The sequence below is a fragment of the Micromonospora sp. WMMD736 genome (genome assembly GCF_049179015.1).
Lineage (GTDB): Bacteria > Actinomycetota > Actinomycetes > Mycobacteriales > Micromonosporaceae > Micromonospora.
This window is the reverse complement of sequence record NZ_JBMHMI010000001.1, coordinates 6,506,069-6,521,871: the sequence shown is the minus strand read 5'-3', so window position 1 is coordinate 6,521,871 and position 15,803 is coordinate 6,506,069. Positions and strand designations below refer to the sequence as shown.

Genomic DNA, 15,803 nt, shown 5'->3' with positions numbered 1-15,803 from the left:
CCACGGGGGCACCGGCGATCACCCGTCAGCGCAGGCTCAGCGGCCCAGCCGCCGGTACCGGGCGACGGAGAGCGGCAGGAAGATCCCTACCAGCACGAGGGGCCAGAGCACCGCCAGCCACGGGTAGTGCTGCGCCGCCCACGAGTCGCCACCCCAGCCCGGGTTGCCGAACAGCTCCCGGGCGGCACCGACGGTCGCCGACAGCGGATTCCAGGCGGCCACCGCGCCGAGCCAGGACGGCATGGTGGACGGCGCGACGAACGCGTTGGAGAGGAAGCCGAGCGGGAACTCCAGGGTCTGCACGGCGACGACGGCCGTCTGACCACGGGTGACCAGGCCCAGGTAGATGCCCACCCAGACCAGGGCGAACCGCAACAGCAGGACCAGTCCCACCGCGCCCAGCGCGGCACCGGCTCCGCCGTGTGCCCGCCAGCCGACCGCGAGGCCCGTACCCAGCAGCACCGCCAGGGTGACCAGCGCGAACAGCAGGTCGGTCACCGCGCGGGCGACCAGCGGAGCGAATGGCGCGACCGGCATCGACCGGAACCGGTCGGTCACGCCACGTTCCAGGTCGTCGGCGACGGCGATCGTGGTGAGGCTGATGCCGAACACCATGGTCATCACGAACATGCCGGGCATCAGGAACTCCCGGTAGCTGCCCCCGTCGGGAACCTGCATCGCCCCGCCGAACAGGTAGGCGAAGATCAGCACGATCAGGATGTTGAAACCGAGTGAGGCGACCAGGGGCCCAGGGTCACGTCGCCACCGGGCCAGGCCGCGCCAGACGAGGGTGCCACTGTCGGTCAGGGCGGTGGGTCGACCGGGTGTCAGGTCCACCGTCGAGGGCGGGTAGGTCGCGCTCACGCGGACACCTCCGTCTCGACGCGGTGGCCGGTGACGTGCAGGAAGACGTCGTCGAGGGTGGGTCGACGCAGGGCGATGTCGGCCACCGTGACCTGCGCGGCGTCGAGTGCCCGGAGCACCTCGACGAGCGCACCAGGGCGGTGCCCGACACCGACGCTGACCGCGCGCCGGTCCACGTCGACGGTGGGTTCGTCGTCGACGACCCGGCGTACCTGCGCGACGGCGGTCGCGAGGTCGGTGGGCTCCCCCACGACCAGTTCGATCCGATCGCCGCCGAGCTGCGCCTTCAGCTCGTCCGGGGCGCCTTCGGCGATCACCCGCCCGGCCTCGACCACCGAGATCCGGTCGGCGAGCTGGTCCGCCTCGTCGAGGTGCTGCGTGGTGAGCAGGACCGTGGTGCCCGCGCGGACCAACTCGCGGATCGACTCCCACACCTCGTTGCGGCCGCGGGGGTCCAGCCCCGTGGTGGGCTCGTCCAGGAACAGCACGGCGGGGGCCAGGACCATCCCGGCCGCCAGGTCCAACCGGCGACGCATCCCCCCGGAGTACGCGCTGACCGGCCGCTCGCCGACGTCGGCCAGGCCGAACCGTTCCAGCAACTCGACCGCGCGCCGCCCGGCCCGCCGACGCCCCAGGCGGCACAGCAGGCCGAAGAGCACGAGGTTCTGCCGGCCGCTGAGCGCCTCGTCGAGTGCGGGGTACTGCCCCACCAGGCCGATCCGGTAGCGCACCTGGTCGGGCTGGCGGCTCACGTCGAACCCGGCGACCTCGGCGCGGCCCCCGTCGAGCCGCAGCAGGGTGGACAGGATCCGTACCGACGTGGTCTTGCCGGCCCCGTTCGGGCCGAGCAGGCCGTACACCGTCCCGCGTTTCACCTCCAGGTCGAAGCCGTCCAGCGCGACCTGCTCCCGATATCGCTTCCGCAGCCCTTCCGCGACTATCGCCGTACCGCTCGTCGTCATGCCGATCCCCTTCCCGTGGCCTCAGACCGGGCTCCACCGTACACGGTACGGTACCGGATACGACACTCATTGATCGACTAGCCTCGGTGGCATGACGATCTCGTTGGACGGCCGGCGGTTCGCCGCCGTGGCAGACGTGGTGGCCGGAGAAATCGGCACCGAGACGGTCTTCAGCTACCACGAGCGGGCGGGTGAGGTGTGGGCCGAGTACGCCGGCGGTTCCATCCGGCGCGGCTGCCTCGTCGGCACCCGCGACGGCGACCGGCTGGACTTCCGCTACGTCCAACTCAACGCCGAGGGCCAGACGTCCTCCGGGCACTGCGTCACCGAGGTGCGTGTGCTGGCCGACCAGCGCCTGGAGCTGCACGAATCCTGGACCTGGGAGTCCCGGCAGGGCAACGGCACCAGCGTGGTGCGGGAGATCCCCTAGACCGGGTCGGGGGAACCCGACTGACCGGCGACGCCGACGTTGAGCGGGTCGGCCAGCAGTTTGTCGAAGGCCAGCTCGGCGGCCCCGATCAGGACGGCGTCCCGGCCGAGAGCCGCAGCCCGCAACCGCAGGTGCTCACGGGAGGCCGGCAGCGGCATGGCGTCCAGCCGCCGCCGCACCGTGTCCGCTCCGGCGATGAAGATGTCGCGCAGCGACCCACCGAACACCACGGCGTCGGGGTTGACCACGTTGACCAGGTTCGCGACGCCGAACCCGAGCCAGTCGGCGACCCGCTCGACGGCGGCGCGGGCGGTCGCGTCGCCGTCCGCCGCGGCGCGTAGCACGTCGGCCACCGCGGCGCGGTCGTGCGGGTCGCGGCCGGCGTGCCGCAGCAGCGCGGCCTCGGAGATCTCGGTCTCCCAGCAACCACGGGAGCCGCAGCCGCACGGGAGGCCGTTCGGGTTGACCACCATGTGGCCGACCTTGCCGCTGTGGCCGCGGTGGCCGATCATCAGTCGGCCGCCGACCACGATACCGGCGCTGATGCCGAGGTCGCCGTGCAGGTAGATGAGGTCGTCGATGCCGGGGGCCACGCCCCGGATGTGCTCCGCCAGGCCCGCGATGTCGGCCAGGTCCCCGGCCACGAACCCGGGGCAGTCGGCCAGCTCGGCTTCGAGGGCGGCGCTCAGTCCCTCCTCGACGCCGACGATCCGCAGGCCGCCGTCCGCGTCGCGGGTGGTGTCGGTGACGGCGACCGCGCCGCCGACCAGCAGCGCGTCGGCGGCGACGCCGCGCTCCATCCCGCGTACGAGGTCGGCCAGCGGGCGGACGGCGTCGACGGCCGACATGCCACCGGGACGGGGTGCCTCCCGCAGGTCGAGGATGCGACCGCCGAGGCCGATCCGCGCGGCCCGCAGTCGGTCCGCGTCGATGCTGAGCGCGTGCGCGTAGACCCGGTCGGAGCGGGGGCTGACCACGAGGGAGGGCCGGCCGGCGCGGCGGGTCGTGGTCGGCGCCTCCTCGGTGACCAGACCACTGGCGGTCAGGTCGGCGGCGAGGGCGCCGATGGTGCTGCGGTTCAGGCCGAGACGGCTGGTCAGCTCGGCCCGCGATGTCGGCCCGTGCAGGTGCACGTAGCGCAGCACGGCGCCGAGGTTCTGCCGTCGAATCTCCTCCTGGCTGGCGCCGGGGACCGGGGGCAGTGGGGTGTCGACGGTACGGCCGGCGCCGGCTGGCCTGGACCGCACGGGTGTTGCCACGGTCAGACCTCCTTCACGGATCGGTGCCGGCTGGACGATGGGGCACGGACGACGATGGGTCCCGGAAGAGGAGACCCGGGACCCATCGGCGGTGCTGCTTACCGTGCGGTGATTACTTGGTGAGCGGCGCGAGCTTCGGGTCGTTGGCGTACGCCTCGACCACGTTCGCCTTGGTGACGGCGACCGGCGGGAGCAGGAACGTGTCGACGACCTTGCTGCCGTTGTTGTAGGACTTGGTGTCGTTCACCTGCGGGGCGTTACCGGCCTGGAGAGCCTTGACCATGTTGATGGTCTCCTTCACCAGGTTGCGGGTGTCCTTGTTGATCGTCATGTACTGCTCGCCCTTGACGATCGACTTGACCGACTCGACCTCGGAGTCCTGACCGGTGACCACCGGGATCGGCTTGCCGGCGCCCTTGACCGAGGTCAGGATCGCGCGGGCCAGGGTGTCGTTCGGGGAGAGGACGCCGTCCAGCTCCTTGTTGCCGTAGGTCGAGGTCAGCAGCTGGTCCATGCGGGCCTGCGCACCCTCGGCCTTCCAACCCTGGATGGCGGTCTGCTTGACGTCCTTCTGACCCGAGGCGACGACGACGTTGCCCTTGTCGATCTCCGGCTTGAGCACGTCCATCGCGCCGTTGAAGAAGACACCGGCGTTGTTGTCGTCCGGCGAGCCGGAGAACAGCTCGATGTTGTACGGGCCGTTCGGCTTCTTGGCCTTCATGCCGTCCAGCAGGGCCTGACCCTGGAGCTGGCCGACCTTGAAGTTGTCGAACGCGACGTAGTAGTCGAGGTCCGGCGTGTTGGTGATGAGCCGGTCGTACGCGATGACCTTGGCACCGGCGGCGTGCGCGGCGGCGACCTGGGTCGACAGCTGCGCGGCGTCGGTCGCACCGATGACGATGACCTTGGCGCCCTTGGTGGTCATGGCGGTGATCTGGGCCTGCTGGTCGGCGACCGTGGTCGACGCGCCGGCGTACTGCACGTCAGCCTGGAAACCGGCCTCCTTGAGGCCGTTGGTGAACAGGTCACCGGCGAGAACCCAGTTCTCCGAGGTCTTGGCCGGCAGGGCGACACCGATCAGGGAGTTCGCCGCGAAGCCCTTGGCGTCGCCGCCCTTGGAGCCCGCGTCGTCGCCGTCGCGGCCGGAGCCGCAGCCGGCCAGGGCCAGCATGGCGGCGGCGCTGATGGCCACCACCGACGAGCCGAAGATTTTACGCATGGTGAGGACTTGCCTTTCTGGAGGTGAGACGGGTGGTGAGGTCGGTGGCCGTCAGCCGGACACCGCTGCCTTGGCGGGCTCGCGCTCCGCGTCCGGCGGTGAGGCGGATGGGGCGGAGTCGTCGCGGCGGAACGGCCGCATCAGGCTCCCGATGATGGAGAAGCGCCCCTGGCTCTTGTTGTAGACGTCGATCGCGACGGCCAGCAGCAGGACCAGGCCCTTGATGATCTGGACCCGGTCGGTGCCGACGCCCATCAGCTGCAGACCGTTGTTGAGCACGGCCATGACGAGACCACCGACGATCGAACCGCTGATGGTGCCGATACCGCCGGAGACGGCCGCGCCACCGATGAAGACCGCGGCGATGGCGTCCAGCTCCCAGCCGTTGCCGTCCTGCGGGCCGGAGGCCGCCGAGCGGGCCACGAAGATCATGCCGGCCAGCGCGGCCAGGACGGACATGTTCATCATGACGAGGAAGTTGACCCGCTTGAGCTTCACGCCGGACAGCTCGGCCGCCCGGGAGTTGCCGCCCACCGCGTAGATGTGTCGGCCGCCTGCGGTGTTGCGGGTGTAGAAGGAGTACGCGATGACCAGCGCCACCAGGATGATGCCCGAGATCGGGAAGCTGGTGCCGACGCGACCGCTGGCGAAGCGCAGCGCGGCGAAGGCGATCACGCCGACCATGACGGCCATCCGCAGGATCGAGATCCACACCGGGGCCGGATCGGCGTCCATGGCCTTGCGGGTCTTGCGGGCCTGGAGCTCCCGCCACACCACGGCCACCGCGGCGGCCAGGCCGAGCAGCAGCGTCGCGTTGTTGTAGCCGGTGTTCGGCCCGAACTCGGGCAGGAAGCCCGAGCCGATCTCCCGGAAGCCCTCCGGCACCGGGATCGTGTTCGCGTTACCGATGAACTGGTTGCCACCGCGGAACAGCAGCATGCCGGCCAGGGTGACGATGAACGCCGGCACCCCGATGTACGCCACCCAGAAACCCTGCCAGGCGCCGATGATCGCGCCGATCGCCAGACCGAACAGGATGGCGAGCGGCCAGGGCAGGTCCCACTCGGTCATCGACTTGGCGACCAGGATGCCGGCGAACGCCGCGACCGAGCCGACCGAGAGGTCGATGTGCCCGGCAACGATCACCATGAGCATGCCGATGGCCAGGATCAGGATGTACGAGTTCTGCTGGAACAGCGCGATCAGGTTGTCCGACCGCAGGGTGAGCCCGTCGGTCAGGATCTGGAACAGGACGACGATCGCCACCAGGGTGAAGATCATCCCGAACTGGCGGGCGTTGGAGGTCGTACCTCCGAACAGGTTCTTCTGAAGGTCCTTGATACGACTCATCGGGTGGCCAACTTCTTCGTCGAGGTCATCTGCTTCATGAGGGTCTCCGGGTCCGCGTCCGCCCGAGCGATCTCGCCCGTGATGGCGCCTTCGAACACGGTGTAGATGCGGTCGCAGAGCCCGATCAGCTCAGGCAGCTCAGAGGAGATGACGATGACGCCCTTCCCCTGGTCGGCGAGCCGCTGGATGATGCCGTAGATCTCGTACTTCGCGCCCACGTCGATACCGCGGGTCGGCTCGTCGAGGATCAGCAGGTCCGGGTCGGTGAACATCCACTTGGCCAGGACGACCTTCTGCTGGTTGCCACCGGAGAGCTTGGCGACACCCTCGTCGACCGTCGGGGCCTTGGTCCGCAACTCCTTGCGGTACGCCTCGGCCGCCTGGTACTCCTCGACCTCGTCGAGCACGCCGTGGTGCGTGATCTTGGAGAGCTTGGCGGCCACCGTCGACGTCTTGATGTCGTCGAGCAGGTTGAGGCCGATCGCCTTGCGGTCCTCGCTGACGTACGCGAGCCCGTGGTCGATGGCGTCCGCCACCGACTTCAGCACGATCTCCTTGCCGTCCTTGATGATCGTGCCCGACTCGTACACCCCGTAGGAGCGGCCGAAGACGCTCATTGCGAGTTCGGTGCGGCCCGCACCCATCAGGCCGGCGAAGCCGACGATCTCGCCGCGGCGCACCACGAAGCTCTCGTTCTTGCAGACCTGCCGCTCGGCCGAGATCGGGTGCCGCACGTTCCAGTTGCGCACCTCGAAGAAGACGTCGCCGATCTTCGGGGTGTGGTCCGGGAAACGGCTGTTCAACTCGCGACCGACCATGCCCCGCACGATCCGGTCCTCGTCGACCCCGTCGGCCTTGACGTCCAGGGTCTCCACGGTCTTGCCGTCGCGCAGGATCGTGATCTGGTCCGCGATCGCCTCGATCTCGTTCAGCTTGTGCGAGATCATGATCGAGGTGATGCCGCGCGAGCGGAAACCGCGCAGCAGGTCCAGCAGGTGCCGCGAGTCCGCCTCGTTCAGGGCGGCCGTCGGCTCGTCGAGGATGAGCAGCTTGACGTCCTTGGCGAACGCCTTGGCGATCTCGACGAGCTGCTGCTTGCCGACGCCGATGTCCTTGACCAGGGTGTCCGGGTCTTCCTCCAGGCCGACCCGGGCCATCAGGTCGAGCGCCATCCGGTTCGCGGCCTTCCAGTCGATCGCGCCCCGCTTGCGCGGTTCGTTACCGAGGAAGATGTTCTCGGTGATCGACATGCCGGGAATGAGCGCCAGCTCCTGGTGGATGATCACGATTCCGGCGCTCTCGCTCGCCCGGATGTCGGAGAACTTGCTCTCCGACCCCTGGTAGACGATCTGGCCGTCGTAGCTGCCGTACGGGTAGACCCCGCTGAGCACCTTCATCAGCGTGGACTTGCCCGCACCGTTCTCGCCGCAGATGGCATGGATCTCGCCGGCGCGAACCACCAGGTTGACGTCGGAGAGGGCCTTGACTCCGGGGAACTCCTTGGTGATGGAGCGCATCTCAAGGAGGGTCGGCACGTTGCTCATCGCTCGTACCACCTCGCCAACGTCATCGGTTGCCTCCGGAAGGTTGAACCTTCACTTGGTTTTGTTGTTGACGGCAACGTATTGCGGTGAGCAGGCCATCCGCAAGGCGAGGCGCTGTTGAAAATGTAACAATCCGGCAATATAGACGAAGCAGAGTATTCGCCCGTCACGCTCGCCCCAACAGTCGCTGGTGGCACCATGACGTGCCCCTGGCAACGTTGTCAAATGGAAGATGGGCCCGCGATCGGCTCCGGTCACCGTCGGAGGGCCCCCACCAGGCATGTTCCGCCGCGAGGCGGGGTCGGCGCGGTGCCAGGTGCGCTCGCCCCCATCCAGTGATCTTGATCCAACCGCAACGCCGACGCCCCCTCACGACCACACCGCAAACCCCGATCAGCGGTGTGACCCACGCCTCCACCCGCAGGCAAGATCGACGCTGATCGCCCAACAAGGGGCCCCGCACCAGCAGACGAACATAAGACTGAACGTCCCTTTTGGGCGAGATCAGCCCCTTCGCCCCCGCCCCGCCCGGACCCGCCCCGTCGCGCCCCGCCCCCGTCGCGCCCCGCCCCGTCGCGCCCAGCCCCGTCGCGCCCCGCCCGCTTCGCCCCGCCCCGTCGATCATGGAGTTGCGGTGGGCGACAAAGCGCCCGCAAGACGACAAGACAGGCACCACAACCCCATGATCGTCGAGCCCAGGCCCCATGACCGCGCCGATCTTGCAGTTTCGGTTGTCGACATGGGGCGATACGGCACGTATGTCGGGACAGAAACCGCAAGATCGACGCGGACCTCAGGGCGCGGGGCGGGGCGGGGCGGGGCGTCGGCTTACTCGGGTGCCTGCCGTTGGCGGAACTGGTCGACGGGGAGGCCTCCTCGACCCCAGTTCTCGGTCTCGACCTCGTCGATCACCACGAAGGTCGACGTCAACGGCTTGTTCAGGACGTCGCGCAGCAACTCGCTCACCCCCTTGATGAGGGCGGCCTTCTCCTCAGCGGTCGCCGCGGACGCGCCCGCGGTGCTGCCCTCACGGGTGATCTGGATGGTCACGATCGGCATCGCCTGCTCCTCTCGGCTGTCGGGTGGAGTCAGTGACCAGCGTTCTGCCCACCGTCGACGTGCAGGACCTCGCCGGTGACGAACGGGGCGGACTCGAGGTAGAGCACGGCGTCGACCACGTCGCTGGTCTCGCCCATCCGGCCCACCGGGTGGAGACCCGCGAGCGTCTGGTGCGTCTCGACCGGGTGCATCGGGGTCTTGATGACGCCGGGCGCGACGGCGTTGACCCGTACGCCGCGACTCGCGTACTCGATGGCCAGCGACTTGGTCGCCGAGCTGAGACCGCCCTTGGTCAGTGACGCGAGCACCGACGGGACGTTCGAGTTGGGCTGGTCGACGAAGCTCGTCGTGATGCTGACGATGTGACCGGCACCGCCGGCCAGCAGGTGCGGCATGGCGCGCTGGGTGAGGTGGAAGAACCCGGCGAGGTTGATCCCGGTGACCTGGGCGAAGTCCTCGGCAGTGTAGTCGGTGAACGGCTTGGCGACGAAGACGCCCGCGTTGTTCACCAGGGTGTCGATCCGCCCGAACCGGTCCAGAGCGGCGCGGACCACCCGCTCCGCGGTGTCGGCCTCGGCGATGTCGCCCTGGACCGTGACGATCTCCGGGTCGGTGGACGCGCCGATCGAGCGTGAGGTCGCCACGACGCCGTACCCGAGCTTGCGGTAGGCGTCCACGAGGCCGGCCCCGATGCCCTGGGAGGCGCCGGTGATGACAACGACCTTCTGACCCTGAGTGCTGTTCATGAGAAAACCACCTTCACTAGACGACTGGTCTACTAAAAGCTAGCCGACCGGTCGTGTATCGTCGAGGCATGGGGCGGACCAGTGACGCGAAGAACAAGATCCTCGAGGCGGCCGCCGCGCTGATCGAGCAGCGCGGCTACACGGCGCTGGGCGTGGCCGAGATCTGCGCGGTGGCCGGCGTGCCGAAGGGCAGCTTCTACTACTTCTTCGAGTCCAAGCAGGCGCTCGCCCGCACCGTCATCGACGAACACTGGGCCACCCAGCGCCGCCAGTGGGAGCAGTTGCTCGGCAGCGAACGCGACCCACTACAGCGGCTCCGGGACCTGTTCGAGGCCACCGAGGAGGTCCAGCGCGCCGGCCAACAGAAGGCCGGCGTGGTCGCCGGCTGTCTGTTCGGCAACCTCGCCCTCGAACTCAGCAACCAGGCCGAGGAGATCCGCGCTCGGCTCCAGGAGATCTTCGAGGAGCAGATCAGCCTCATCGAGCAGGTCGTCACCGAGGCGAAGGAGCGCGGCCTGGCGGGCTCGTCGGTCGACACCCGGGAGGCCGCCCGATCGATCGTCGCCCAGATCGAGGGGCGGGTCCTGCTCGCGAAGTTGCTCAACGATCCGACCCAACTGGAGACGCTGTGGCGCAACTGCCTGGACCTTCTCCAGGTGCCGGCGCAGGAGCGGACCAGCACCGACTGAACGGGCGACCGTCGCCGACCGTCCACTCCGGGCGCGCTGCGCGGTCGCTCAGTGACGTCCACGAGGCGTGACGTTCAGGGCGCTGGCGCTGCCGACCGGCGGCGCGGTACGGGTGCCGTTCGGGCCAACCTCCACGGCGGCCGACGCCGAACGCGTCGTCGCCTTCGTGCGATCGTCCTACCTGGACCGGGACCGTGGTTTCGGGCCGCCGTCGCCGCCCGACTACGACGCCGAGCTAGCCGACCTGGGCCACCGGCGCCGGGCGGTGCTTGATCTCCTCCATGAACGCGAACCGGGCGGTCAGCTCGGCGAGCGTCGCCCCCTCCCGCCAGGCGGCGGCCACCTGGGCGACCTGGAGCAGGTCCATGCAGTCGCCGCGTGCGAGCACCTCGCCCGCCGAGCGGACGTCGATCATGAAGTAGCGGGCCTGCGAGCCCAGCCCGACGCAGACCACACCCTGATCGGAGTGCAGTTCGGCGCAGGTGAACCGGGCGCGCCCCTGCTCGGGCGCGGTCACCCGGCCGATGTCGAGCCGGTGGCGGGCCGCGGCCTCGATGAGCGCGGGGGCCAGGCCACCCGGCTCGACCAGGTCCGGGTAGAGGCGCACACCCAGCGCCGTCGACGCGTCGCTCATGACTGACTCCCACTTCCTTGTGACAGAGACCAGCAGCACGCAGGTTACGGGGAGGTTTCCTGCGGACCTCGCCATCCTGTCCCGGGTGGACGCTCCACGGCAATAGGAAGTGTCGATTCGACCGCTATCGAGGGATGCGATCGGGCGGTAACGGACCGTCGCGGTATTGGAAACACTCTTGACAGAAAGACGACTATATCGACATGCTTCGTTTGGAGAGCGCTCTCCACGCATCTCCGACGCGCCGCCTCCGACGCGCCGCCGCCACTGTCATCCCGCCGAGGAGCCTCCCGTGTTCACAGCCCGACGCACCTCCCGAAGCCGCCCCCTCGCCCTCGCGGCGGTCGCCCTCGTCACCACCCTCGCCTCCCTCACCCTCCCGGGTCAGTCCGACCGCGCCGAGGCCGCCATCGGGCCGATCACCTGGCAGGACGAGTTCAACGCCCCGGCCGGCACGCCCGTCGACGCGAACAAGTGGCGCTTCGATATCGGCGGCGGCGGTTGGGGCAACAACGAGCGGCAGTACTACACCAACAGCACCAGCAACGCCGTACACGACGGTCAGGGCAACCTCGTCATCACGGCCCGCCGGGAGAACCCGGCCAACTACCAGTGCCACTACGGTCGCTGCGAGTACACCTCGGCCCGGCTGCTGACCGCCGCGACCTTCACCCAGACGTACGGTCGCTTCGAGGCCCGCATCAAGATTCCTCGCGGCCAGGGCATCTGGCCGGCGTTCTGGATGCTCGGCACCGGCGGCGGGTGGCCCGATGCCGGCGAGATCGACGTCATGGAGAACATCGGCCGGGAGCCCAACACCGTCTACGGCACCGTGCACGGCCCCGGCTACTCCGGCAGTGGTGGCATCACCGGCAGCCGCACGATCGGCGGCCCGCTCGCCGACGGTTTCCACGACTACCGGGTGGACTGGGAACCGGGCGCGATCACCTGGTACCTGGACGGGGTGCAGTACCACCGGGTCGACCCGGCCCGCCTCGGCGGCAACCGGTGGGTGTTCGATCACCCGTTCTTCATGATCCTGAACGTGGCGGTCGGCGGGAACTGGCCCGGCTACCCGGACGGCTCCACTCAGTTCCCCCAGCAGATGCTCGTCGACTACGTCCGGGTGTCGAGCTACACCTCCGACGGCGGCAACCCGACGCCCGGCACCACCCGGATCCGGGGAGCGCAGAGCGGTCGTTGCATCGACATCCCGAGCGCCAACCCGGTCGAGGGCGCCAAGTTGCAGATCTGGGACTGCAACACGACCGCGGCGCAGGCGTGGACCTTCGCCTCCGACGGGACCGTCCGGGCGATGGGCAAGTGCATGGACCCGGCCTGGGCCGGCACGGCCAACGGCACCGAGGTCAACCTGGTCAGCTGCAACGGCAACCCGGCCCAGCGCTTCACGCTCAACAGCGCGGGCGACCTGGTGAACCTCAGCGCCAACAAGTGCGTCGACGTACGGGAGGCCAACCCCAACAACGGTGGCAAGCTGCACCTCTGGGACTGCCTCGGCGCGTCCAACCAGAAGTGGTCCCGCTTCTGACGAGACCGGTAGGGGTGAACGGGCCGTCCGGGCGCAGCCCCGGACGGCCCGAACCCGAATCGCGACCACACCGCGACCGCTATGTTCGGTTTAGTCCGGATATAGCTATCACGGGAGTGAACTCATGTCGCACCACCTCGACACCCCCCTCGCCGCCCAGGGAGGTCAGCTCTACATCGACGACCTGTACGTCTTCGACGGCGACCGCGCCACGGTGTTCGTCATGGACGTCAACAGTTCGGTGACCAGGGCCGACATCAAGCGCGGCTTCCACGCCGAGGCCCGCTACGAGTTCAAGGTTCACTTCAACGGGGCGGACACCGAGGAGCTGACCTACCGGTTCGCGTTCGGCGAGCCGGACGGCAACGCCGTACAGGCCCTCCAACTGTACGAACTCACCGGCGCCGACGCCCGCGACGACGCCGCCATGGGCACGCCGATCGCCGAGGGCAGGACCGGCGAGGTGACGACCGGGCAGCGCGTCCGGGTCTGGGCCGGTCGGATCACCGACCCGTTCTACATCGACCTCGACGAACTCGCCACCATCAACGGCGCGGTCAAGAACGGCGCGAAGGTGGACCGCTCGGCGTGGCGGGCCGACCAGGCGAAGAACAGCTTCGCCGGCACCACCGTCGAGTCGATCGTCCTGGAGGTCTCCCACGACGAGCCGCTGCTGCGTGAGGGCACCGAGATCGGCGTCTGGTGCCGGACCCTGCTCGCCACCGACGCGGGCGGGTGGCGGCAGATCAACCGGGCCGGCCACCCCATGATGTGGCCCGTGTTCTGGCCGCACGACACCGACTTCTCGGACCCGGCGAACTTCCGCCACCCCCGCCAGGACCTGCCCGAGGGCGGGGAGGAGATCGCCAAGGCGATCGCCGGGGTGGTCGCGGCGAACGGCACCGCGCCGGACCCGCAGGCGTACGGCTGGAGCGTCGCCCGCGCGCTCTACCCCGACGTGCTGTCGTACACGGTGGGCACGGCCGCGAACTACGGCTTCGCGGTGCGCAACGGCCGCACCATGGCCGACAACGCGCCCGAGGTGATGTTCTCGCTGGTCCTCAATACCGGCACGACTTCGGGCCTCACCGCCGACGTCACGAAGGCGGCCCGAGCCGACGCGTTCCCGTACGTCGTTCCGGCCTGACGTCGGCCCGAGCGGACCCCACCCGGGTGACAGACATACGGTTTGACCGTTTCATGCTTGTTTGCGCAGTTAGCCTCTGACTCGCATCCGTTGGGCGACTCAGATAGGAGACTTGATGCGCAGGAAGCTTCTCGCGGGCGTGGCCGGCATCGCCGCCACCCTCGCTCTCGCGGGACCGGCCGCCGCCGACACGACGGGCGACACGATCGTGACCCTCACCGTCGACGCCGCCGGTGGTCTCTCGATCACGGTGCCGGCGACGGCGAACATCGGACACGGCGTCGAGGGTTCGACGGTCACCGGCCAACTCGGCCCGGTGACCGTGCTGGACCAGCGCGGATCGCTCACCCCCAACTGGAACGCCACCGTCATCTCCACCGACTTCACCACCGGTGGCGGCACCTCGGGCGAGACGATCCCGAACATCAACGTCCTGTACTGGTCCGGTCCCGCCACGGCGACCGCCGGTGGCGGCACCTTCACGCCGGGACAGCCGACGGCGGCCCAGCAGGTGATCATCAACGTCCCACGGACGGCGATGAGCCACACCGGCGGAACGGGCAACAACTTCGCCACCTGGAACCCGACGCTGGTGGTGAACATCCCGGTCGGCACCGTCCAGGGTGTCTACACGGGGACGGTGACACATTCGGTGTTCTGAGCCGCTCGGCCGGCTGGCGCTGCTGGCCTCCGTCGCCCTCGTGGCGCTCGGGGTCTCGGCAGCGCCAGCCGTCGCCGTGCGGGAGCAGCGACAGGATCCCGCCGACGACGCCGCGATCAGCATCCGCATGCTGGACATCCCCGCGAGTCGGGTGCAGGACCCCCGGGCCCAGGTCTACATCGTGGACCACCTGAATCCGGGTACGACGATCCACCGCCGGGTCGAGGTGCAGAACACCTCGGACGAGACGCAGAAGGTCGACTTCTACTCCGGGGCGGCCTCGGTGGAGAACAACACCTTCGCCGTGCCCGAGGGACGTACGGGCAACGAACTCAGCGGGTGGATCCGGCTGAAGACCGCCACGCTGGAACTGGACCCGGGCGAGCGCCGGCCGGTCGAGGTCGAGATCGCCGTCCCGAGGAAGGCGTCCAAGGGCGAGCGGTACGCCGCGATCTGGGCCCAGGTCACCAGTTCGAAGGAGCGCACCGGCAACGTCACCCAGATCCACCGGGTGGGCATCCGGGTCTACCTCGACGTCGGCCCGGGCGGTGAGCCACCGACCGACTTCCGCATCGACGGGCTGGCCGTCGTACCCGGAACCGGTGAGTTCCCCGTGGTGACCGCCAGGATCACGAACACCGGCCAGCGCGCCCTGGACATGACCGGCACCCTGTCGCTGCGCAAGGCGGCGGTGCAGGCCGGCCCGTTCAAGGTGACGAACGGCGTGACGATCCTGCCCGGCCAGAGCGGCCAGGTTCGCGTCGAGGTCAACCAGTCCCTGCCCGCGGGCACCTGGGAGGTGCACGCGAAACTCGCCAGCGGCACCGTCGAACGCACCGCGACCGGCACGATCGTGCTGCCCGTCGCCGCGCCGATGGCCGTCACGACGACCACCGGGCCGAGCTGGCTGGTCTATGCGGTCGGCGGGCTCGCCGTGCTGGTCCTGGTGATCCTCGGTGGCTGGTACCTCGTCCGCCGGCAACGGACCCGGCTGGCCTGACCGGCAAGCGCGCGAGACGCCCGGCCGTTCCCAGGGGGAACGGCCGGGTGAGTCGTCCCGGCACAGCCCTCAGACCAGCCACCGACCGCCGCGCATCAGGTCACGGCCGGCGGCCTCGGCCTCGTTCCGCCACGCCTGTATCCGGCGCGGTGTCACCCGGAAGAACGCGTAGCGGGTCTGGCCGACCCGCGCGTCCCAGAACTTCGCGGCGAACGCGTCCGCCAGATCGAGGGGCACGGTCTCGCGTGCGAACGTCTCCACGGTCCCCTCGATGATGACCACGTCGCGCGTCTGACCGAGGGCCATGCGCACCCGCCTCGAGGTACGCAGGTTGCGGGCGGTCGGAGTCGTCTCGGCGGTGGCCAGGGTGAGCGCCGCACCATCCCAGAGAAAGGAGAGCGGTACCAGGTGGGCGTTGCCCTCCCGGTCCGCCGAGGCGACCCACGCATCCATGTCGCGGTCGAGCCGGGCCAACGTGTCCTGCTTGCGTCGCGTCGGACTGCGCGGTGGTTCGGGCTGCACGTCTGCACCATCCTTCCGGTGGCCGTGACGGCACGACCATCGCGCCCCGGGCAGTCTCGCTGTTGAAGCCCGCTTCACCGCAAGAGCCCGCCAGATCGCCGATGACCCGGCGGCAGCGCCGCGCCCCGCCTCCGGTAGGGAGCGAGGACTCAGGTGAGCGTGATGCCT

The 15,803-nt window shown here is 69.4% G+C and carries 16 protein-coding genes; 6 read left to right on the top strand and 10 right to left on the bottom strand.

Annotated features, from left to right (window positions below; all coding sequences use genetic code 11):
- Positions 1 to 36: 36 nt before the first annotated feature.
- Positions 37 to 864, bottom strand: a complete 828-nt coding sequence (locus tag ACN269_RS29650) for an ABC transporter permease (protein ID WP_421475532.1) — start codon at positions 862 to 864, stop codon at positions 37 to 39.
- Entirely contained in the window at positions 861 to 1,826 is a 966-nt protein-coding gene (locus tag ACN269_RS29645) for an ATP-binding cassette domain-containing protein (RefSeq protein ID WP_421475531.1), read from the bottom strand. Before ACN269_RS29645 ends, ACN269_RS29650 begins: the two co-directional genes overlap by 4 nt.
- Before the next feature lie 91 nt (positions 1,827 to 1,917).
- Here ACN269_RS29645 and ACN269_RS29640 point away from each other — a divergent pair, with 91 nt between their 5' ends.
- Positions 1,918 to 2,256, top strand: a complete 339-nt coding sequence (locus ACN269_RS29640) for a hypothetical protein (RefSeq protein WP_421475530.1) — start codon at positions 1,918 to 1,920, stop codon at positions 2,254 to 2,256.
- Here the strand turns inward: ACN269_RS29640 and ACN269_RS29635 are convergent.
- The 6 genes from ACN269_RS29635 to ACN269_RS29610 all read right to left on the bottom strand — a co-directional run bounded on the left by ACN269_RS29635 (position 2,253) and on the right by ACN269_RS29610 (position 9,433).
- On the bottom strand, positions 2,253 to 3,515 hold the full coding sequence (locus ACN269_RS29635; RefSeq protein ID WP_421475529.1) for an ROK family transcriptional regulator: 1,263 nt from the start codon (positions 3,513 to 3,515) through the stop codon (positions 2,253 to 2,255). The two genes, ACN269_RS29640 and ACN269_RS29635, sit on opposite strands and share 4 nt — an antisense overlap.
- 112 nt (positions 3,516 to 3,627) lie before the next feature.
- A complete protein-coding gene (locus ACN269_RS29630) occupies positions 3,628 to 4,734 on the bottom strand; it encodes a substrate-binding domain-containing protein (protein WP_421475528.1) in 1,107 nt (368 codons plus the stop codon).
- A 51-nt stretch (positions 4,735 to 4,785) separates the two neighbouring features.
- Complete coding sequence (gene mmsB / locus ACN269_RS29625; protein WP_421475527.1) at positions 4,786 to 6,084, bottom strand: multiple monosaccharide ABC transporter permease; 1,299 nt, start codon at positions 6,082 to 6,084, stop codon at positions 4,786 to 4,788.
- The gene (gene mmsA / locus ACN269_RS29620; RefSeq protein WP_421475526.1) at positions 6,081 to 7,628 is read right to left on the bottom strand and encodes a multiple monosaccharide ABC transporter ATP-binding protein; all 1,548 of its coding nucleotides are present in this window, start codon (positions 7,626 to 7,628) and stop codon (positions 6,081 to 6,083) included. Before mmsA ends, mmsB begins: the two co-directional genes overlap by 4 nt.
- Positions 7,629 to 8,456: 828 nt before the next feature.
- Complete coding sequence (locus tag ACN269_RS29615) at positions 8,457 to 8,687, bottom strand: tautomerase family protein (RefSeq protein WP_421475525.1); 231 nt, start codon at positions 8,685 to 8,687, stop codon at positions 8,457 to 8,459.
- Between the two features lie 29 nt (positions 8,688 to 8,716).
- Positions 8,717 to 9,433 carry an SDR family NAD(P)-dependent oxidoreductase gene (locus ACN269_RS29610; RefSeq protein ID WP_421475524.1) on the bottom strand — a complete coding sequence of 239 codons (717 nt, stop codon included), beginning with the start codon at positions 9,431 to 9,433 and terminating at the stop codon, positions 8,717 to 8,719.
- Between the two features lie 68 nt (positions 9,434 to 9,501).
- On the opposite strand from ACN269_RS29610, the gene ACN269_RS29605 reads away from it, so the two are divergent.
- Positions 9,502 to 10,122 carry a TetR family transcriptional regulator C-terminal domain-containing protein gene (locus ACN269_RS29605; RefSeq protein WP_421475523.1) on the top strand — a complete coding sequence of 207 codons (621 nt, stop codon included), beginning with the start codon at positions 9,502 to 9,504 and terminating at the stop codon, positions 10,120 to 10,122.
- A 235-nt stretch (positions 10,123 to 10,357) separates the two neighbouring features.
- Here the strand turns inward: ACN269_RS29605 and ACN269_RS29600 are convergent, their stop codons facing one another.
- A complete protein-coding gene (locus ACN269_RS29600) occupies positions 10,358 to 10,756 on the bottom strand; it encodes a hypothetical protein (RefSeq protein WP_421475522.1) in 399 nt (132 codons plus the stop codon).
- Positions 10,757 to 11,048: 292 nt separating this feature from the next.
- On the opposite strand from ACN269_RS29600, the gene ACN269_RS29595 reads away from it, so the two are divergent.
- The 4 genes from ACN269_RS29595 to ACN269_RS29580 all read left to right on the top strand — a co-directional run bounded on the left by ACN269_RS29595 (position 11,049) and on the right by ACN269_RS29580 (position 15,113).
- Entirely contained in the window at positions 11,049 to 12,305 is a 1,257-nt protein-coding gene (locus ACN269_RS29595) for a ricin-type beta-trefoil lectin domain protein (RefSeq protein ID WP_421475521.1), read from the top strand.
- A 124-nt stretch (positions 12,306 to 12,429) separates the two neighbouring features.
- Entirely contained in the window at positions 12,430 to 13,452 is a 1,023-nt protein-coding gene (locus tag ACN269_RS29590; RefSeq protein ID WP_421475520.1) for a DUF4331 family protein, read from the top strand.
- Positions 13,453 to 13,567: 115 nt separating this feature from the next.
- Positions 13,568 to 14,113: a hypothetical protein gene (locus ACN269_RS29585; RefSeq protein ID WP_421475519.1), complete on the top strand. Its 546-nt coding sequence runs from the start codon at positions 13,568 to 13,570 to the stop codon at positions 14,111 to 14,113.
- A gap of 40 nt (positions 14,114 to 14,153) precedes the next feature.
- A complete protein-coding gene (locus tag ACN269_RS29580; RefSeq protein ID WP_421475518.1) occupies positions 14,154 to 15,113 on the top strand; it encodes a hypothetical protein in 960 nt (319 codons plus the stop codon).
- Between the two features lie 69 nt (positions 15,114 to 15,182).
- Here ACN269_RS29580 and ACN269_RS29575 read toward each other — a convergent pair whose 3' ends face one another.
- The gene (locus tag ACN269_RS29575; RefSeq protein WP_421475517.1) at positions 15,183 to 15,635 is read right to left on the bottom strand and encodes a pyridoxamine 5'-phosphate oxidase family protein; all 453 of its coding nucleotides are present in this window, start codon (positions 15,633 to 15,635) and stop codon (positions 15,183 to 15,185) included.
- Positions 15,636 to 15,803 lie beyond the last annotated feature (168 nt).